At 49.2% G+C, this 19,550-nt stretch carries 18 protein-coding genes; all 18 read right to left on the bottom strand.

Annotation, left to right across the window (positions count from 1 at the left end; all coding sequences use genetic code 11):
- Window positions 1–71: 71 nt before the first annotated feature.
- Window positions 72–998: a RodZ domain-containing protein gene (locus AC50Y3_RS12760; protein ID WP_494819088.1), complete on the bottom strand. Its 927-nt coding sequence runs from the start codon at window positions 996–998 to the stop codon at window positions 72–74.
- 20 nt (window positions 999–1,018) lie between these two features.
- On the bottom strand, window positions 1,019–1,783 hold the full coding sequence (locus AC50Y3_RS12755; protein ID WP_090976411.1) for a DUF3388 domain-containing protein: 765 nt from the start codon (window positions 1,781–1,783) through the stop codon (window positions 1,019–1,021).
- 155 nt (window positions 1,784–1,938) lie between these two features.
- Window positions 1,939–2,190, bottom strand: coding sequence for a DUF3243 domain-containing protein (locus AC50Y3_RS12750; protein ID WP_475779588.1), 252 nt, complete (start codon window positions 2,188–2,190; stop codon window positions 1,939–1,941).
- 88 nt (window positions 2,191–2,278) lie between these two features.
- Entirely contained in the window at window positions 2,279–3,010 is a 732-nt protein-coding gene (gene ymfI, locus AC50Y3_RS12745) for an elongation factor P 5-aminopentanone reductase (RefSeq protein ID WP_494819247.1), read from the bottom strand.
- Between the two features lie 14 nt (window positions 3,011–3,024).
- Window positions 3,025–4,311, bottom strand: coding sequence for an EF-P 5-aminopentanol modification-associated protein YfmH (gene yfmH / locus AC50Y3_RS12740; RefSeq protein WP_494819087.1), 1,287 nt, complete (start codon window positions 4,309–4,311; stop codon window positions 3,025–3,027).
- A gap of 4 nt (window positions 4,312–4,315) precedes the next feature.
- Window positions 4,316–5,596, bottom strand: coding sequence for an EF-P 5-aminopentanol modification-associated protein YfmF (gene yfmF, locus AC50Y3_RS12735; RefSeq protein ID WP_494819086.1), 1,281 nt, complete (start codon window positions 5,594–5,596; stop codon window positions 4,316–4,318).
- Between the two features lie 128 nt (window positions 5,597–5,724).
- The gene (gene sleB, locus AC50Y3_RS12730; RefSeq protein ID WP_494819085.1) at window positions 5,725–6,504 is read right to left on the bottom strand and encodes a spore cortex-lytic enzyme; all 780 of its coding nucleotides are present in this window, start codon (window positions 6,502–6,504) and stop codon (window positions 5,725–5,727) included.
- 98 nt (window positions 6,505–6,602) lie between these two features.
- Window positions 6,603–9,245: an FtsK/SpoIIIE family DNA translocase gene (locus tag AC50Y3_RS12725; RefSeq protein ID WP_494819084.1), complete on the bottom strand. Its 2,643-nt coding sequence runs from the start codon at window positions 9,243–9,245 to the stop codon at window positions 6,603–6,605.
- A gap of 76 nt (window positions 9,246–9,321) precedes the next feature.
- Window positions 9,322–9,546 carry a YlzJ-like family protein gene (locus AC50Y3_RS12720; protein WP_210661430.1) on the bottom strand — a complete coding sequence of 75 codons (225 nt, stop codon included), beginning with the start codon at window positions 9,544–9,546 and terminating at the stop codon, window positions 9,322–9,324.
- On the bottom strand, window positions 9,543–10,301 hold the full coding sequence (locus AC50Y3_RS12715; protein ID WP_494819083.1) for a ClpP family protease: 759 nt from the start codon (window positions 10,299–10,301) through the stop codon (window positions 9,543–9,545). The genes AC50Y3_RS12720 and AC50Y3_RS12715 overlap by 4 nt, the downstream gene beginning before the upstream one ends.
- 158 nt (window positions 10,302–10,459) lie before the next feature.
- Window positions 10,460–12,139: a ribonuclease J gene (locus AC50Y3_RS12710; protein ID WP_091218615.1), complete on the bottom strand. Its 1,680-nt coding sequence runs from the start codon at window positions 12,137–12,139 to the stop codon at window positions 10,460–10,462.
- Between the two features lie 379 nt (window positions 12,140–12,518).
- Window positions 12,519–13,382 carry a 4-hydroxy-tetrahydrodipicolinate synthase gene (gene dapA, locus AC50Y3_RS12705; RefSeq protein ID WP_494819082.1) on the bottom strand — a complete coding sequence of 288 codons (864 nt, stop codon included), beginning with the start codon at window positions 13,380–13,382 and terminating at the stop codon, window positions 12,519–12,521.
- A 188-nt stretch (window positions 13,383–13,570) separates the two neighbouring features.
- A complete protein-coding gene (gene dapG / locus AC50Y3_RS12700; RefSeq protein ID WP_494819081.1) occupies window positions 13,571–14,788 on the bottom strand; it encodes an aspartate kinase in 1,218 nt (405 codons plus the stop codon).
- Between the two features lie 80 nt (window positions 14,789–14,868).
- Window positions 14,869–15,909, bottom strand: coding sequence for an aspartate-semialdehyde dehydrogenase (locus AC50Y3_RS12695; protein ID WP_494819080.1), 1,041 nt, complete (start codon window positions 15,907–15,909; stop codon window positions 14,869–14,871).
- Window positions 15,910–16,003: 94 nt separating this feature from the next.
- Window positions 16,004–16,591 (bottom strand): dipicolinate synthase subunit B, encoded by a 588-nt coding sequence (locus AC50Y3_RS12690; RefSeq protein ID WP_090976436.1) that lies wholly within the window; start codon window positions 16,589–16,591, stop codon window positions 16,004–16,006.
- The gene (gene dpsA / locus AC50Y3_RS12685) at window positions 16,588–17,487 is read right to left on the bottom strand and encodes a dipicolinate synthase subunit DpsA (protein WP_494819079.1); all 900 of its coding nucleotides are present in this window, start codon (window positions 17,485–17,487) and stop codon (window positions 16,588–16,590) included. The genes AC50Y3_RS12690 and dpsA overlap by 4 nt, the downstream gene beginning before the upstream one ends.
- 355 nt (window positions 17,488–17,842) lie before the next feature.
- Window positions 17,843–18,286 (bottom strand): dUTP diphosphatase, encoded by a 444-nt coding sequence (gene dut, locus AC50Y3_RS12680; RefSeq protein ID WP_494819078.1) that lies wholly within the window; start codon window positions 18,284–18,286, stop codon window positions 17,843–17,845.
- Window positions 18,267–19,532 (bottom strand): M16 family metallopeptidase, encoded by a 1,266-nt coding sequence (locus tag AC50Y3_RS12675; RefSeq protein WP_494819077.1) that lies wholly within the window; start codon window positions 19,530–19,532, stop codon window positions 18,267–18,269. Before AC50Y3_RS12675 ends, dut begins: the two co-directional genes overlap by 20 nt.
- Between the last annotated feature and the right edge of the window lie 18 nt (window positions 19,533–19,550).

The following is a 19,550-nucleotide window of genomic DNA, read 5'->3' as shown; positions in this document are numbered from 1 at the left end:
TTATAACGCATCTTACTCCGCAAGAAAAGGCATTCCTCCCGGCTATTCCCAGGATGAATGCCTTCTGTGTGCTACTGAGCAGTCTTATCAGCCGCTTCTCCCTCAACCATATCCAGCTGCATCCGATGCGGATTTGCTGCATTCCCATCGTCCATGGCAACGCCGTCAAGCGTCACTTCAACTAGATCTGCACGCCCGACATTGATATAAGCAGGTCCGTTGATATCAAGCTCAATGGTTTCGCCGGTTTTATTGAATTGATGCTGCAAAATATACTTCCCGCTCTTATTCTTCTCTTTAACCCCAATCCAAGCACGGCCTGTCGCATTAAACACGATTTTGTGCGCGCCTGCTGGTGCAACCTTGTAATAGTCCGTCGAGCCGGATGAACGATCAAGTGTCAGCGTAGTAGCTGGCACAGCTGGTTCCACTGGCTTCTCCTCCGTAGGAGGCGGTGTTACAGGCACTGTATCATCGCCGCCGGTAGATTCGTTCGTGGAAGCATTATCATTATTTTTGACCGTATCCTTGTCCGGGTTGTAATCCGGCGCTTTCGTCTGATCCGTCATCTTCGTTTGATCCGCTGAATCCACATTATCCTTGCTCGGCTGCTTGATCGCATAAATGTAAACAAGCACGATAATCAAGAGCAGAAACGACCACATCAGCGTACGGAAGCCCCATTTGCCCCATCGATCGTTTGCTTGCGTCTGAGAGCGGCGGCGTGGTCGTTGAATGGGCTCCACGACTTGCTCCGGGACGTTAGAGGGTATTTCTTTATTGTACAACCGAAGAACTTCATCCGCATCAAGCCCCACTGCTTCTGCATAGTTCTTTACAAACGCACGCACATAAAATGAACCGGGAAGCACACTGTAATTGCCTTCCTCAATCGCTTCAAGATAGCGTTTACGAATTTTCGTCAATTCCTGGATGTCATCCAGAGACAGCCTTCGCTGTTCCCTCGCCTTCTGAAGCAAGGCACCCAAATCCGACATGACCACACCTCCTCATTTCATCAAAAATCGTTAAAGCCCATCGTAAACGATTCGTAAGAAATTTCCTCGTCGGGTGTATTGCGCAATTCGATAATATAATCAAAATCACTATATTCATACGCTGATTCTTTCACGAAAATATCCGGATGCTCGATGACTTTCGTTGATGGCATTGCCATAATCTCTTGCAAGAGCGCATGATGTTTCTCATTTGAACGAATTGTGCTGACAATCCCGTCAATAATAAAAATGTTGTTTGGCGTCATTTCCTCTTCCGATAGCTGACTGCGCACGGTTTGTCTGAGGAGCGTGGAAGAAACGAATGTCCAGCGCTTATTGGAGCAAACGCTGCCCGCAATGATAGATTCTGTCTTGCCGACGCGCGGCATTCCACGCAGTCCGATTAATTGGTTACCCTCTCGTTTAAACACTTCACCGAGAAAGTCAACCAGCATACCAAGCTCGTCCCGCGTAAAACGGAACGTTTTGCGATCATCAGAGTCACGCTCAATATAGCGGCCATGGCGAACAGCCAGAATGTCTACGAGTTTCGGCTCGCGCAGCTTAAGCACGGTAATGTTGTCGACCTTCTGAAGCATACGGCCGAGAATTTCAATCTTCTCGTCGTCATTCGTTTGCAGCAGCATGCCGCGAGTACGGTTCTCAACACCATTAATCGTAAGAATGTTTACTTCAAGCATACCTAGCAAGGACGCGATATCGCCAAGCAAGCCCGGACGGTTCTTATGTATTCTGTATTCCATGTACCATTGTTTAAATTCCATTATGACACCTCGTGTTTGTGGAGGAATAGGTAATAAGATAAATGAATCATTCATGTGTGATAAAAGATTATTCTACAATATTCGTCAAAATCCTGCAACCTCCGGCAAACATTACAGAAAAGCCTCCGTTTCGGGAGGCTTTTCTCGTGGAAGGTTTACGAACTTTGTACAAGCTTGACCATTAGGCCAGCAATCGTTTTTCGTTCCTGCTCGTCGCCGACATCCCAGAGTTCCTTGATTGCGCGTTCCTGCTCGTTTTTGGGATCGACCTTTTCTCCAAGGAAGGAGCCAATCTCATAGGCAAGATTTGCAATGGTGTCTTCATTTAATCCCATTCCCTTGGCCTGATCCACGCGATCGCTCAAGAAGTGCTTCCAGGTTTCGAAATTAGAAAGGACAGTTGACATTGTTTCTGTTCCTCCTTCGCATGTTAGCCGTTATACGGCAACAACCGTATTGTACACGCAAAGGATCAATCTTATACGGATTTGAAGATCAAGTCAGCCATCCGCCGTTTGGACTAATGATTTGGCCTGTGATATATGCGGACTCCGGCAGCGCTAAGAAATAAACCAGCGAAGCGATTTCCTCGGGCTGCGCAAAACGGCCAACGGGAATTTCAGACTCCAATGCCGATTTCTCTTCTGCATTAAGGTTGTCCAGCATAACGGTATCGACAGCCCCAGGCGCTACTGCATTTACAGTAACACCTGAAGGCGCCAGTTCCTTGGCTAGTGCTTTCGTGAAGGCATTCATGCCGCCTTTACTGGTTGAGTACAGCACCTCACAAGAGGCACCGGACATCCCCCATATGGACGATACATTAATGATCCGCCCGAAACGCTGGGAAATCATCGCGGGCATAAAGAGCTGCGTACAGAGAAACATACCCTTTAAATTCACGTTCATGACTTCGTCCCAAGCTTCTTCCGATACATCCGCTAACATACTGTAGTGGGCAATGCCGGCATTATTAACGACGATATCCGGCAACATACCGCGTGATTCCAGCTTCTCGCGCATACGAATAAGTTGTTCCTTGGAACGAATATCCGCTGTGACGGTCAACACATTGGCTGCACCCAGCCGCATACAGCTGCGAGCCGTCTCGTTAGCGGCTTCATGTGCTTGATTATAATGAATGACGACATTCATGTTCTCCGCGGCGAAGCGGCGCGCTATGGCCGCTCCGATCCCACGGCTTCCCCCGGTCACGAGCACCGTCATTTCTTTTAATGTTTTCAAACCGACTCTTTCGCTACAATGGATACAGCCATTCGATTCCAGTCAAAATGGTTGCGCAGCCGCTCATTTGCTTCTTCGAGCGTAATGCTTTCATAGACAGGAAGCATCTTGAACAAATCTGCACCACGGAAACGATAGCGTGTAAATTCACCGGCGATTGCTTCAGGGGAGTTAAGCATACGAAGATATCCACCGATTTTTTTGCGTTTGGTCCGTTCAAAAGTTTCTTCGTTTAATCCTACTTTTTGTGCTTCCTCAATAGCAGCACGAAGCCTGCGAATAAGTTCATCCGGATCGCGAGTCTCGCCGCCTACAACGGAGAACGCATAATCCTCACTGCTGTTGAATTCGTGCCCAAAGGAATCCGAAATGAGATTATCATCGTACAACGCGTGATAAAGCGGTGCACTCGAACCTAGTAACGCTTCGAGCATCAACTTTGTTGCAAGCTCCGTGCGAAGTAATTCCTCCGGGTTCAAAGCGCCGCGTTTCTCCTTGAAGCCAATCATGCATTTCGGCATGGAAACAGGCAATGCTGCTGTCTTGCGCGGAATCTTCACCGTTTCCGGCTCCGGATCGAAGAATCTGGAGATTGGACCTTGCGGCTCAAACGTTTTGCGCGCCTGATTCTCCCGAACAAGCTTCATCACAGCTTCAGCCTGAACACCGCCCACAATAAACAAGAACATGTTGGATGGGTGGTAGAAGGTTTCATAGCAGCTATAGAGTGTTTCTTTCGTGATCTGACGGATAGAATCAACCGTTCCGGCTATGTCGATATGTATCGGATGCTTGTGATATAGGGCATCGATCAGTCCAAAATAAACGCGCCAATCTGCATTATCGCGATACATATTGATCTCCTGCTCGATGATCCCTTTCTCCTTCTCGACGTTCTCGTCGGTGAAGTAAGGATTTTGAACAAAATCGATTAAGGTTTCTAAATTCGCATCGATTTGCTCTGTAGCCGAGAAGAGATAAACGGTGCGGTCGAAGCTTGTATAAGCGTTCGCCGAAGCACCTTGCGATGCAAAAGTTGCGAAAATATCACCGGTCGGTTCTTCGAACATCTTGTGCTCCAAGAAATGGGCGATACCATCCGGAACTGAAATCGGTGCTTGATCGCCTACGGCAAACCGGTTATCAATCGATCCATAACGAGTGGAGAATGTGGCATAGGTCTTGCTGAATCCTTCTTTGGGCAGCACGACTACTTCTAAACCATTCGGCATAATTTCACGGTACAGCGTTTCTTGAACGCCTGGGTAAGCTAACGTTTCCATAGGCTTAGCCCTCCTTCCTGTCACGCAGGAAATAGATCGTATCGAGCTCGGTTTTGTGTGCGATAGCTGCAATTTGCTCGGCAGTAACAGCCTGCACCTGCTCCAGCAGCTGTGCGGCGGAACGCTCGCGTTTGGATAGAATCGCATTGAAATCAAAGCCGATCATCTCATTGGCGGAATCTTGCAGCTCCCGCAGATGATTGGCTATCATCGCTTTGGTCTGGTTCATTTCAAGGTCACTGTAGCTGCCGCTTCGCATGCTCTCCAGCTGTTCTTTAATGATTGTCGTCGCCTTGTCGTAATTAGCGATTTCAATGCCGGATTGAATCGTGCAAATACCTTTATGGCCGTCTAAACGAGAGGAAGCATAATAAGCTAAGCTCGCTTTCTCCCGAACATTAAGGAACAACTTAGAATGCGGGTAGCCGCCTAGAATACCGTTATAGAGCAGTGCGGCCGGGTAATCGTCATCCCCGTATGCCGTATTTATACGGAGGCCAAGGTTTAGCTTACCTTGATTCACGTCCATTTGTTCGACAACCGTCTGAACCTGACTAATGGGTTTGTGAATCTCCGGCAGTTTATAATCCGCTGGTGCTCCCTCATTATGATGGAACGCCTCGGCTACGAGCGCTTTCACTTCTTCCAGCGAAGTATCGCCGACTACATACAAGTCGAATGCTGCTTTAGACAGCCACTCCCGATAAGCCGCTGTTACGGACTCCGGTGTCAGCGTCGCAATGTCTTCGAGTTTACCAAGCGGGTGCAGGCGATATGGCTCATCCTCGCACATCACCTCTAAGCAACGTTCTGCCGCATAGCGGATTTTATCATTAATGATCGCTTCCAGTCGCTTACGCAGCGTTTCTTTCTCAGCTTCCACGTATTTGGCGCGCAGATGCCCGTTCTCTAATGTAGGCTCGGTCAATACTTCACCTAACAGTTTCAAAGATTCGCCAAGCAGCGGCTGCTCGGACGAAACAAACCGATCGTTGATGACGTCCATTCTAAACTGGACGATTTGTGCGTCGCCGCGTTTGTACACGTCGAAGCCGAAGCCTGCGCCATACAACTCGTCGAGACGTTCGCGGAACTCAATTGTCTCCGGCGTTGAAGCCGTTCCCCGGCGCAGCACAAATGGAATTAGCGCCACAGGCGTAACGGTCTCTTCCGTCAGCGGGAGACCACAGTACAAGGAAATGGAAAATGTTTTGAAGCGCTGTGTGGGCAGAACATGCAATCGAATTCGATTCAGCTGTCCTCGTTGAAATGGAGAGTTGCTCACGCAACACGACCCCCTTCCGCTCAAGTTTATAAAGTCAATCTATTCCAATTTCCTAGGATCTATTCCATTCTACCCGATCGGAAATGGAAGAAGCAACCCGCGTCGATCTGCAGGCTGCTCCTCAATTACTACATACAGAAAATATGTTTTCCGATCGTTTTCACTTGTGGACGAGACCATATCCATTTGGATGTTGCAGTCTCCGGATTAAAGTAATAGAGACATCCGCCGGTCGGATCTAAGCCATTGATCGCATCCTGTACCGCTTTCTTCGCGTTCTCATTTGGCGTCAACCAAATTTGCCCATCGGCTACTGCCGTGAAAGCACCCGGTTGAAAAATAACACCGGAAACCGTATTCGGGAAGCTCGGTGACTTCACGCGATTCAAAATAACGGCTGCCACTGCGACTTGTCCGATAAACGGTTCTCCGCGAGATTCGCCGTACACGGCATTTGCCATCAGCTTGAGATCGTTCGCAGAAAGGCCCAGGTTATTGGACTTGTTTACATCCGATCCCGATGTTTCCTTATTACCGCTCGATCCACTGCCACTGCTGCCGCTGCTTGTATCTGCTGCGGTCGGTTTCCAATTCTTCGTTGCTTCCCATAGCTTCAATTTCGTCTTTGCGCCGACAACCCCATCGGATTTCAGGCCAAACTTCCATTGAAACCAGGTGACTGCTTTTTTCGTGTTGGTCCCGAAAACTCCGTCAACTTTGCCGTCGAAGTAGCCAAGTGCTTTCAACCGGCCTTGCAGCTCTGTGACGTCTTTTCCTGATGACCCGACTTTGAGTGTAGCGCTGCTGAACGTTTCGGTTGTTTTACCGAACGAGGCATGCTTCAATGTGAAGGCGCCGAACAACAGAAGGACGATGACGATGGTCACCGTAATTAAACGATTTCTCATCTTTAGAATCTGCCTTTCTCTTGCAAATGGATTCGCAAAGCAAGCGAAGCATATTCCTAGTATGAGAAATCAAGGATACGATTATGCATGAATTTGCCTTAAGAGCTAATCTTTCCTGAGTCGTACTGATCCATGGTGAGCAGTACTTCACGCGGTTTACTGCCTTCGTAAGGTCCTACAATACTGCGTGCCTCCATCTGATCGATCAGCCTCGCAGCACGTGTGTAGCCGATTCGCATCCGTCTTTGGAGCAAAGAAACCGATGCCTGCTTCGCTTCCAGTACAATCCGAACCGCCTGATCGTACAGCTCGTCCAGAATCTCTTCATTCTCTGTGACGGTATCATCAATCTCGGGCACTAAGTCTTCTTTGTATTCGGCCTCGCCTTGACCACGTGCATAAGCAACAACGGCTTCTACCTCATGATCCGAGAGGAATGCACCTTGTACCCGAATCGGCTTGGACATGCCCACAGGTAAGAATAACATATCGCCTCGACCGAGCAATTTCTCCGCCCCCACCATATCCAGAATGGTGCGAGAGTCGACTTGCGATGAAACGCCGAAAGCAATACGAGAAGGTATGTTAGCCTTGATAACACCCGTAATAACGTCTACGGACGGACGCTGCGTCGCAATAATCAGATGGATGCCTGATGCACGCGCCATCTGAGCAAGGCGGCAAATCGCATCCTCAACATCGTTCGCGGCAACCATCATCAGATCTGCAAGCTCATCCACGATAACCACGATATAGGGGAGTACCGCAGCCGGGTTCTCTGCCATAAGTGTGTTGTAACCTTCAATATTACGCGTGCCGGACTTGGAGAACAGCTCATATCGCTTCTCCATTTCAACGACAATCTTCTTCAGTGCTAATGAAGCGCGTCTTGGATCTGTAACAACCGGCGCGAGCAAATGCGGAATTCCATTGTACATGTTAAGCTCAACCATCTTCGGATCGATCATAAGCAGCTTCACTTCATCCGGCCGCGCTTTGTACAGAATGCTTGTAATAATCCCGTTGATACAAACGGATTTACCGGAGCCCGTAGCACCTGCTACCAGCAGATGGGGCATTTTGGCCAGATTGCCGACGATCGGTTGACCCGAAATATCACGTCCGAAAGCAATCGACATCTTCGAACTCGCATTGAGGAATGACGGAGTCTCCATAACTTCACGCATCGTAACAACCGATACTTCTGTATTCGGCACTTCTATGCCGATCGCCGATTTGCCTGGGATCGGGGCTTCCATCCGAATATCTTTCGCTGCAAGTGCAAGCGCAATATCATCAGTCAGACCGACAATTCGGCTAACCTTAACGCCAGTAGCAGGCTGTACTTCATAGCGGGTCACTGCAGGACCTCGCACAACATCAAGCACTTTGGCTCTCACGCCAAAGCTCTCCAGTGTCGCTTCCAGTTTACGTCGGGACTCTAAGGAATCCGCCGTTTCACCGGTTTTGCCAAGTCCGCTTGGCTTCTGCAGGAGTGACAACGATGGCAATACATACGGTTTCTCTGTCGGTCGCTTCACTATGCTGACTGCGCCTTCCGGCGAATCAGGATCATCAGGCATAATGGCAGGACTTGTCGGAATGGCTGTCACAGCAGCCGGTAGTTCTTCCTCGAATTCATCTACCTCTGACGGATCATCATCTATACCGGTCGCATCGTCAACCGGACGGAAATCCGTTAGTACCTCGGCATTTTCCTTCTCATCATCATAAGGAAGCTCCCAAGTCGCAGGGAGTGGTGCTTCATTAGCTTTCGCTGAAGGTTCTTCAATCTGCTCCAGTACATTCGCTTGCCAGCCAAGCTCGTCTGCATCCTCATCGTCCTGCCAAGGCATCCGCCCCGTTTGACCTTTAGCACCCGTTTGGTGTCCATCATCCATTTGCCACTCGGTATCATGAGCATCATCACTGGTCTTAGGTACTTCATTAAACCAAGAGAAAATAGGGAATCTGCTTTTCTTCGGACGCGGGTTATGCACCGGCGCATAGTTCTCATCATCATCGTCGTCATCGAGGTCATCCAACGTAACGACATTACCCTTAACCGGACCTGCCTTCGCCCCCGAAGACGCCAGCGTTTGCCTCTTCGAGAATAGCTTCTTCCGAAGTAAGGACCAGAAACGACCGCCTCTGATTCGGGCTGCCCGCAGCAAATCCACGTAGGATTTGCCCGTCATCAGCATGATGGAGATGGCAAACATGACAATCATAACGAACTTAGCGCCAAAATAACCAAACAACCAATACAGCAGCGTATACTGAATGGCTCCCGCATACCCGCCGCTAACCGTTTGCACGACACCCTCCGCCCGTGCCTGTTGTGCAGAGGTCATGAGCGTCCCTCGGATATCGCTTCCAAGTTGAGAAAGTATGTAAGAAGCTGTCAGCCCGCCTGTCGGCTCTGTCTTGAGATCCATTACGGCTACCGAGCTCCATAAAGTGCAAGCAAGCACTGCGAGTAGAAAGCCCGTCTTACGAGTCGACCAGCCTGTAGGCCAGGCACGTTTCACCATGACGATCAGCCCTACATAAATACCGACTAGCGGAAGGACAAAATAAAACTTACCCAGCAATAAACCAAATAATTTGGACAAGGAACGGCCGACCGTTGCTTCACCCGATAGCGCGATTACGGATACGGTTATGAGTAAAATGCCATATACTTCATATTTAAGGCTCGTCCCAATTGAGCTCTTTCGCTTCTTCTTTTTCTTCGCCAAAATGGTCACCTCTGGTAGCCATTATACCATAGGAGACCATAGGATGTGCTACTATTATCCAGCAAAGGCGGGCTTTCTACGAGGATGGGTGCCCGAAAGCAATCAGTGTTCCCGGCGAAAGCTCCGGACGTAAATACGCATCCAATGGGCCGTCAAGCAAACGAACGATACGGCCAACACCCGGCGTAACCGATTCAATTTGCAGCTGTACATCCCCTATCTTTATGGACACGTAAGGACCCGGCTGATGGTTAATTCCATCATAGACAAGCTCAAGCGGCATTGTGGAATAGATTGTCATTGCGTCAGTCCTCCTGCCCCGGCAGCCGTTGCTTGCTTGCGCTGATCGATCAGTAAATTCAGATCCCGCAGCGCTTGGCCAATACCGCCTACTGCATCGATCAATCCATGCTTCACCGCATCCGGCCCAATGACGGTCGTTCCGATATCCCGGGTTAATTCGCCAGTCTTGAACATTAATTCTTTGAATTTCGCTTCGGAAATGTTGGAGTGAGAAGTAACGAATCGAACGACCCGCTCTTGCATTTTGTCCAAATATTCGAAGGTTTGCGGTACACCGATAACAAGCCCGTTCAACCGGATCGGATGTATGGTCATTGTTGCTGATTCCGCGATAAACGATTTGTTGCCGGCAACTGCTATCGGTACCCCGATCGAATGACCCCCGCCCAGTACAAGCGTGACAGTTGGCTTGGTAAGCGATGAGATCATTTCAGCTATAGCTAGTCCCGCTTCCACATCCCCGCCCACCGTATTCAGCACAATCATGATGCCTTCGATTTTAGCATTTTGCTCCGCCGCAACCAGCTGGGGGATCAAGTGCTCGTACTTTGTTGTCTTATTTTGCGGAGGCAATACGAGATGCCCCTCCACCTGCCCAATAATGGTCATGCAAAATATGTTGGACTCCGACTGCGGTGTCGCCGTCTGACCTAACTGCTGAATCGTTTCCACGATCGGATTCGTGCTCGGTTTACGATCAGGTGCCGGTGGCTCCGGCTGCTCCGATTTATAAACTAATTCATCCTCAAACATATGCCTTGTCCTCCTCAACATTCCACCTAGACTGCCTATGGTCGGCTCTGCATAGTATGGAATCTGCCTGTAGAATTATGCAATTCCGGGCAAAAAGAAACGGCCTCCGAAATTGAGCATGACGCTCTTCGGAGACCGTTTCCTAGTGGTGGAGCAATTTATACTTCCATGATGATTGGCAAAATCATTGGGCGACGGCGCGTTTGCTCATACAAGAAACGTCCGAGTGCATCTTTCACATTTGTTTTGAGCGATGCCCACTCATTGACTTTATCGTTCATCAGCTTATGCAACGTTGAAGTTACGATACGGTTCGCTTCCTCAAGCAGTCCTTCGGACTCGCGAACGTAAACAAAGCCGCGGGAGATGATGTCAGGTCCGGACAAAATCGCGCCATCTTGCTTGCTCAGCGTTACTACGACAACCAAAATGCCGTCTTGGGACAGAAGCTTACGATCGCGAAGTACGATATTACCTACATCGCCTACGCCAAGTCCATCAATCAGAACGTTACCTGCCGGCACTTTGCTGCCTTTACGGGCAACTCCGCCTGTGAACTCAACCGTATCCCCATTGTCGATAACGAAGATATTCTCGCGTTCGATTCCGACGGATTCGCCAAGCAATGCGTGCTGACGAAGCATACGGTATTCACCGTGAATCGGAATGAAATATTTCGGTCTGATGAGGTTAAGCATCAGCTTCAATTCTTCTTGGCTGCCGTGTCCGGAAACGTGAACGCCGGAAACAGAACCTGGTCCATAAATAACGTTGGCGCCGAGACGGAACAGCTCGTCTACAGTACGTCCCACATAACGCTCATTACCCGGAATTGGTGTTGCTGCAATAATAACAGTATCGCCAGGCATAATATCAACCTTGCGGTGCGTCGAACGCGCCATACGTGTAAGAGCGGACATTGGCTCGCCTTGGCTGCCTGTCGAAAGGACAGCAACGCGGTCAGCGGCCATTTTGTTGATTTCTTCAGGCTCGATAATCGTGCCTTCCGGAATGTTCAAATAACCAAGCTCAGAAGCAACCGACACGACATTGACCATGCTGCGGCCAACAACGGCGATTTTACGTTTTGTAGCAATAGCTGCATTCACAACTTGCTGAATACGGTGAACGTTGGATGCAAATGTTGCAACAACGACACGTTGTGTAGCTTTACGGAAAATATCTTCAAGTTCAACACCGATCATGCTCTCTGACGGTGTGAAGCCTGCACGCTCTGCATTTGTGCTATCCGAAAGCAAGGCCAGAACGCCGCGCGCTCCGATTCCTGCCATACGCTGCAAATCAGCATATTGATTATTTACAGGTGTATGATCGAATTTAAAGTCGCCTGTGTGTACGACAGTTCCTTCCGGAGTATCCAAGCATACGCCTACGGAATCCGGAATACTGTGATTCGTTCTGAAGAAGGACGCTTTCATGGATCCCAGTTGAACTTCCGAATCCGCATTGATCAGGATGCGTTTCGTCTCGCCAAGCAAGCCCGCTTCCTTCAATTTGCCTTCGATAAGGCCTAGTGTTAACTTCGTGCCGTAAATCGGCACATTCAGGTGCTTCAGTACATATGGCAAGCCGCCGATATGATCCTCATGACCATGCGTAATCAGAATCCCTCTAACTTTATCGCGATTCTCCGTTAAATACGTAATGTCTGGGATGACAATATCAATTCCGAGCATATCTTCTTCCGGGAACTTAAGACCTGCATCTACGACTACGATATCATTTCCATATTGAATGACATACATGTTCTTCCCGATTTCACCGACGCCGCCTAGTGCGAAAATAAGCAGCTTATCCTGGATGTTTTTCTTAGACAAGTGTATCCGTACCTCCTAATAGTTTTACGAAACAAACCAGACCTCATCACTGTCCTAACGACAGAAACCGAAGCTAATCTGATCGAACTTTATATAATAGTTGTCCAAATTGTATGGCTGGACGTTCCTCCCGCAGGAACGCGCTTCATACAAGTAATAACTAGTGCTGTTCAACGCCACCCTAGGCGTTACACATTTTCAATATTTTGCCGCACACCGTCACTTGCTTTCATTATACATGATTGAAAATACGAAAAACAAGTAAAGGAGAAAATGTCCAGTCTGGCATGACCTTCTCTATGTACAAACAAAAAACCGATGCAAGCGCACCGGTTTGTGGCGACTGCGGAAAGAAGTACCACGAGCAGTGAATAAAGTATTAGTTCAAAATAGTGCGAAGCGCAGCTAATTCTGACTCATTGGCGTCAACCAGAGGCAGACGAACGCCGCCAACAGGCAACCCTTTCAGGTTTAGCGCTGCTTTCACAAGTACAGGGTTCGGAAGATCAAACAGTCCTCTGAAAACCGGCAGCGAAGCAGCATGCACTTTATAAGCTTGCGCAACATCGCCTTTCAAATAAGACTCGATGATTTCACGAATCTGCTTGCCGATGATATGGCTTGCCACGCTGACAATGCCATGTGCCCCTACAGCAACCGCAGGCAATGCACTGCTGTCGTCTCCACTGTAAACGCGGAAATCTGCAGGAGCTTGAGAAGCGATAAGCGTAACTTGATCTAGGGAAGCACACTCTTTCGTTGCAACGATATTCGGAATTTGCGCAAGACGCAGTGTAGTCTCAGCAGACATGCTGACAATGGTACGTCCAGGAACGTTATAGACCATAATTGGCAGTTTGGTGCCTTCTGCGATTACTTTGAAATGCTGGAATATCCCTTCTTGCGTCGGCTTGTTGTAATAAGGCACAACCAATAATGCCCCATCAACGCCGCATTTCTCAGCCACTTGAGTCAAATGGATGGAGTGGGCCGTTTCATTGCTTCCGGAGCCTGCAATAATTTTGCAGCGTCCACGTGCGTGCTCTACAGCAAAAGTAAACAAAGCGATTTTCTCATCATCGGTAAGCGTCGGAGATTCTCCGGTTGTGCCGGAAACTACGAGGCTGTCGCTTTGCTGATCCTCGATCAAGTAGTCCATTAACCGCCCTGTCGTTTCCCAGTCAATCGATCCGTCCGCGTGGAACGGGGTAACCATTGCAGTAATTATTCTTCCGAAATCCATGTATGATTCCTCCCAAGGTGAATCGGCTATCGTCGCCCTTTCGGCGGAGAAGCGCGTTTCATTCCGATGAAATATAAGCTAAGTATAAGGTGAAACCTATACGTTCTTATATGAAAAAAAGGTCTGCGAAGCAAAACATGGCTCTTCAGTTGCCTTGCTCCGCAAAGCTTGACTACGATTTACGATTGCTACTCATGTAATGAGAATTTCGAGTGCAGCGCTTGCAGTGCGCTGGCCATATAATTTTCGCTGACCAGCACCCAGATTGTAGTGTTTGAATCTGCTGATTGCAGGATTGGAATGCCTTGCTCCGTCAGCGCTTCCACAATACGTGCCATGATGCCGGGAACACCGTTCATTCCGCCGCCTATGACGGAGATTTTGGCACATCCGCTTACTGCTCGCGGCGCATAACCGATATCATGCAGAACCGAAACGGCTTTGTCTGCATCATGATCAAATACGGTATAAACCGCGCCACCAGGATTTACATTAATGAAGTCTACACTGATTTGATGCCTTGCCATTGCTTGAAACACTTGCAGTTGTACATCGGTGTGACCGTCCTGCGCCTGTACCGTAATTTGAGTAACGCCGCTGACATGCGCCACACCCGTAACATGACGATCGCGCACTGCAGAAGCTTTCGCAGCAGCATCGAAGGTGTCCGTCACAAGCGTGCCTTCCTCTTCCGAGAAGGTCGAACGTACACGAAGCGGAATACGAGCTTGCTGAGCAATCTCTACCGCCCGCGGATGAATGACTTTCGCGCCTTGCCTTGCCATGTTGCCGATCTCAGCATAGCTGATCACGGATAATGGCCGAGCATCCTTCACGATCCTAGGATCTGCGGTTAGAATGCCGTTTACATCTGTATAAATATCGACTCGCTCTGCGCGGAGTGCAGCTCCTAAGGCGGTTGCCGAAGTGTCGCTGCCACCTCTGCCGAGCGTCGTAATATCCCCTGCTTCAGTAACGCCTTGAAATCCGGTAACGATTACAACTTGGCCATCCTCTAAAGCTTTATGAATGGCTTCCGTCCGTATTTCAATAATGCGGGCACGCCCATATTGATTATCGGTAATAATTCCTGCGCCTCCGCCGGTTAAAGCGATCGCTGATATCCCAGCTGCACGCAGCAGGCTGCACAATAAAGCAGCAGAAATGATTTCTCCGCAACCCTGCAGCATATCGCGTTCTTTAGCAGGCAATGAATCACCATGATTGCGAATAAGCGAGAGCAGCGTGTCCGTTGCATAGGGATCGCCTTTTCTCCCCATTGCAGAGACGACAACGACGAGTCCGTACTGTCGTTGCCGTTCCCGATCAATATGTCCGATTACTAACTGTCTTGCTTCGTCCGAGGACAATGAAGTCCCGCCGAACTTCTGAACGAGGATGCGCATTCACAAGCCTCCGTATCCGAACGAGAACAACGTCGCCGAATCGTTAGCTTCCTGAACAACCTGCTTCTGTTGTAGGACGTCTATTCTTTCTCAATTGCGATGTATTCTGCGATTTGCACAGCATTCCATGCTGCACCTTTGAGCAGATTATCGGAAACAATCCATAGATTCAAACCGCGTGCATGGCCCAGATCACGGCGAAGCCGTCCCACGAATACTTCAGGTTTGCCAGCCGCTTCAGTAGCAAGCGGGTAACGTTGACCTGCAGGATCGTCGACAAGTTCGACACCGGGAGCTTCGGCAATGAGCGTTCTGACGTCTTCCAGTTCATAATCTTTTTTGAGCTCTACGTATACGGACTCCGAGTGGCCATAAACGACAGGAATACGAACACAAGTCGCTGTTACGTCGATGGACTCATCACCCAAGATTTTCTTTGTTTCACGAACCATTTTCATTTCTTCGAGGGTATAGCCGTTGTCTTGAAACTTATCAATTTGCGGAATTGCATTAAATGCGATCTGATGCTTCACCGGCAACGATCCTACCGGTAAAATATCCGGATCCACTTCATGGCCATCCAAAACTTCACGCGTTTGACGCAGCATTTCGTCGATTGCACGGCTGCCTGCGCCGGAAACGGCCTGATAAGTGGAGACGATAATTCGAGAAATGCCGTAACGGTCTTGCAATGGTTTCAGCGCAGCAACCATCTGGATCGTCGAGCAATTCGGATTCGCAATGATTCCCTTGTGGTCGTTTACCTTGTCGATATTAACCTCAGGTACAACTAACGGAGTATCCGGATCCATCCGATAAGCATTCGTGTTATCGATACAGACAGCGCCATGCTCGACAGCGTGGGGGGCAAGTGCCTTTGTCACATCGCCGCCCGCACTGAACAAGGCGATTTCGATTCCTTTAAAGCTGTCCGGCGAAGCTTCCTCCACCGTGATTTCTTTACCCTTGAACATGATCTTCGTACCTGCTGAGCGTGCGGAAGACAGCAATTTCAGCTCAGCAATCGGAAAATCCCTTTTCTCGAGCAAACCAATGATTTGTTCTCCTACTGCGCCTGTCGCACCAACTACTGCGACGTTAAACAATTTCTGCTTCGACATGCTGGTTGTTGTCTCCCCTCAAAAAAAGAACGTAAGTCAAGGATTTCTCCAATTACATCTGAATTCGTAAAATTGAGACTTTTCTGCTTACAAATTAAGAACGTTCAATCAATAAAGGCTGCAGCTGTTTACCTAGTAAGGCGGCTTCACAAGCCTCAGGCACCAGCTCCATTTTGGCGACAAGCGAGTTGGGCTTCTGGATAGGATTATCCTGCCCGAAGGGTACAAAATAAACGTTTTTACATACTAAAAGTTTTGCAATGTTAGCGGCGTTTAAGCCGAGACCGTCATTCGTCGAGATTGCGAGAACGAGCGGGCGTTGATTGCGCATTTGCGCTTTCGCAGCCATGAGTACAGGGCTGTCAGTCATCGCATTGGCGAGTTTACTTGTCGTATTGCCCGTGCAAGGCGCAATAACAAGAACGTCGAGCAGTTTAGACGGCCCCAGGGGCTCAGCATCGACGATTGTCGAAATAATTTCATTGCCAGTGATGGACTTCAGCTGCCGCTGCCACTCTGCCGCAGTTCCAAACCGCGTATCCGTAGTAATCAGTGTTTGGGTCACGATCGGAACGACATTCGCTCCTTCGTCAACAAACCGCTGAATTACCGGCATGACCTCTGCAAACGTACAGTGAGAACCGGAGAGCGCATAGCCCACCGTTTTGCCTTGCCATTTCATTGCTCATTCCCCCGTTGCCTGAAATCTTCCTCAATCAATCGACTTAAACAATCCGCAATGATACGTCCAGCGGTTTTGGGTGCGACGATTCCTGGTAGGCCGGGGGCGAGCAATGCTTTAATTCCGCGCTTCTCCGCAAAGCGGAAATCCGTTCCGCCGGGCTTCGAAGCGAGGTCAATAATGACCGCTCGCGATGGCAAATTTGCTATAATTTGCGCTGTGACTATCATAGTCGGAATTGTATTAAAAAGCAAGTCAATATTCCCCACAAACTGCTGTAATTCCTTGATGTAGAAGGGCTCAAAACCCATCTCGTACGCTCTTGCAAAATGCTCCTCGCGGCGCACGCCTACCTTCACTTTTGCCCCAAGCCCCTGCAGCGTTCTCGCCAATGTAAACCCGGTTCTACCGATGCCGAGCACCATGCAAGATGATCCATGGATGGTGATATCCGTGTTCTGTATCGCCATCATGACAGCACCTTCCGCTGTCGGGATCGAGTTATAAATGGCGACATCATCGCGGTCAAACAGTTCAACAAGCCGAATCGCATATTTACCGCATAAATTGCGTAAATATGGCTTTGCCATCCCCGTATACACGGTACAATGCTTCGGTAATCGTGCGACATACTCATCAGTCAGCACTAATTCACGGTCACTGAAAACAGCAATGATTTTGCCGTCATCGTCCGTTCCGACAGCCGGAAGCACAAGCGCATCGGCAGTCGCAAATAAGTCCTCGCTGAGCTCGGCGCGCACCGCTCCGTCCAGTGAGGAATGCAACTGATCAAAGCCCGCAACCGTTACCGATGCATCGAGCTCGGTCAGCTTCCGGATGACCTCAAGCCCCCGAGCGTCACCGCCTAGAAGCAAGACCTGAACCCCTGTCAACATAAGGGTATCACTCCTTTCCTACTGTAACCGTTAGACGCGCGAGCTACCGCGGCTCGGTTAGCAGTACTACTGTAACCGTTAGACGCGCGAGCTACCGCGGCTCGGTTAGCAGTACTACTGTAACCGTTAGACGCGCGAGAACCGCGGCTCGGTTAGCAGCATCTCTGTAACTGCCCCAGCGCCTTCCGTCAAGGCAACCCAAATGACAGTATGCGCACTTGGTTATAGACCATCTTATGCATCCGCCCAGAGCGGGGTGAAAATGAAATTCGGGCTGCCGTCAAACACAAAAAGCACCGAGGCTGCAGCCCCGGTGCTCTTCGTACAATAAATATATGATTTCTACCTTTGCAGATTACACACCGGTATGGCCAAAGCCGCCTGCACCGCGTACGGTATCCGGCAGTTCATCCACCTCAGTAATCGTTACATCAGGCACGATCTGGAACAGCATCTGTGCAATGCGCTCCCCGCGTTCAATCGCAAATGGCTCCTGCCCCAAATTCACGAGCAGCACCTTTACCTCGCCGCGGTAGTCAGCATCGATTGTTCCGGGCGAATTCAAGCAAGTAATGCCATGTTTATACGCAAGCCCGCTTCTAGGACGGATTTGCGCTTCTAGTTCCGCAGGCATGGCCATCGAGAACCCCGTCGGGATGAGCTTGCGCTCTCCCGGGTTCAAGATAACAGGCTCGCTTACTGCCGCTTGAAGATCGAATCCCGCCGCAAGCTCAGACATCTTGCGTGGCAGTGCGATTTCTTCATTGCCGGGCAGTCGTTTAAATAACACTTGAAACAAGTGAATCCCTCCCGATTGACGCTGCTGCTTTATCGTTGCTGCCCACCATCGCCACGGCAAAAGGAACGGATAGCATACGTTTCGTTACGTCTTGAATATCCTTCATATCCACATCGTCAATACGCTTCAGCATCTCATCCAGCGTATAGTGGCGACCAAGCATCAGCTCGTTCTTGCCAAGCCGATTCATCCGGCTCGATGTGCTTTCAAGGCTTAGGATCAGACTTCCTTTAAGCTGCTCCTTACCGCGGTGCAGTTCAATATCCGTCAGTCCTTTAACAGCCAAATCATGCATTTGCGCCATCGTTAACTCCAGCACTTCTTTGGTTTGCTTCGGCGCGGTCCCTGCATAAACGGTAAACAAACCGCTGTCGGCATAAGAGGTATGATAAGAATAAACCGAATACGCCAGACCGCGTTTCTCACGGATTTCTTGGAACAGTCTGGAACTCATGCCTCCACCTACTGCATTATTCAACAAAATCATGGCATAGAGCTGCGGATCTGCAAAGGAACATCCCGGAAACGAGATACAGATATGATTCTGTTCTGTTTTCTTCTTATGGAACAGGTATTGCCCGCTAAAGGTTGGTGTGGTAACCGCAGTTTCTGTCCCGTTATTTGTGAATCCGCCGAAGTGCTTCTCCAGCAGCTCGATTAGCGATTTCTCTTCAACATTGCCTGCCACACTTATAACGGTGTTATCAATTCGATATTGACTCTTCATGTAGCCGCGCAGAGAGTCGCCATCCATGGCACTTAACCGCTCTTCCAGACCGAGAATGGAATACGCAAGCGGGTGATCGCCATAAGCAGAACGAGACGCTTCGTCATGCACTTTATCATCAGGCGTATCTTCATACATCGAAATTTCTTCGAGAATGACATTTTTCTCTTTTGCCAATTCCGCCCCGTCCATTTGAGAATTGAAGAACATGTCCGCTAACGCATCTACGGCGATAGGCAAATGCTGATCCAATACTTTGGCAAAATAACAGGTGTATTCTTTGGCAGTAAACGCATTTACGTTGCCGCCGATACCATCGAACAGATCTGCGATATCTTTCGCGCTGTGACGTTCTGTTCCTTTAAACAACATGTGCTCGATAAAATGGGAAATCCCATTATTCTCAGGTGACTCGTTGCGCGAGCCGGTCTTGACCCAGATCCCAAAGGCCACCGATCGGAATGTCGGTATGTATTCTACTACGACGCGTAAACCATTGCTAAGGGTATAGTTATTCAATTCGGTTCCTCCTACACG

The organism is Paenibacillus sp. J22R98, assembly GCF_059383835.1.
Note: the sequence above shows the minus strand (reverse complement) of the source record. Positions and strands in the feature narration are given on the sequence as shown.

Excerpts from the sequence above, each read along its gene's own strand:
- dapA (WP_494819082.1), bottom strand. The coding sequence starts at position 13,382 with ATGGATTTCGGAAGAATAATTACTGCAATGGTTACCCCGTTCCACGCG.
- AC50Y3_RS12760 (WP_494819088.1), bottom strand. The coding sequence starts at position 998 with ATGTCGGATTTGGGTGCCTTGCTTCAGAAGGCGAGGGAACAGCGAAGG.
- sleB (WP_494819085.1), bottom strand. The coding sequence starts at position 6,504 with ATGAGAAATCGTTTAATTACGGTGACCATCGTCATCGTCCTTCTGTTG.
- dpsA (WP_494819079.1), bottom strand. The coding sequence starts at position 17,487 with ATGTTGACAGGGGTTCAGGTCTTGCTTCTAGGCGGTGACGCTCGGGGG.
- AC50Y3_RS12720 (WP_210661430.1), bottom strand. The coding sequence starts at position 9,546 with ATGACAATCTATTCCACAATGCCGCTTGAGCTTGTCTATGATGGAATT.
- AC50Y3_RS12690 (WP_090976436.1), bottom strand. The coding sequence starts at position 16,591 with ATGAAATGGCAAGGCAAAACGGTGGGCTATGCGCTCTCCGGTTCTCAC.
- AC50Y3_RS12750 (WP_475779588.1), bottom strand. The coding sequence starts at position 2,190 with ATGTCAACTGTCCTTTCTAATTTCGAAACCTGGAAGCACTTCTTGAGC.
- yfmH (WP_494819087.1), bottom strand. The coding sequence starts at position 4,311 with ATGGAAACGTTAGCTTACCCAGGCGTTCAAGAAACGCTGTACCGTGAA.
- AC50Y3_RS12695 (WP_494819080.1), bottom strand. The coding sequence starts at position 15,909 with ATGTCGAAGCAGAAATTGTTTAACGTCGCAGTAGTTGGTGCGACAGGC.
- dapG (WP_494819081.1), bottom strand. The coding sequence starts at position 14,788 with ATGCGCATCCTCGTTCAGAAGTTCGGCGGGACTTCATTGTCCTCGGAC.
- ymfI (WP_494819247.1), bottom strand. The coding sequence starts at position 3,010 with ATGACGGTGCTCGTGACCGGGGGAAGCCGTGGGATCGGAGCGGCCATA.
- AC50Y3_RS12715 (WP_494819083.1), bottom strand. The coding sequence starts at position 10,301 with ATGTTTGAGGATGAATTAGTTTATAAATCGGAGCAGCCGGAGCCACCG.
- AC50Y3_RS12755 (WP_090976411.1), bottom strand. The coding sequence starts at position 1,783 with ATGGAATTTAAACAATGGTACATGGAATACAGAATACATAAGAACCGT.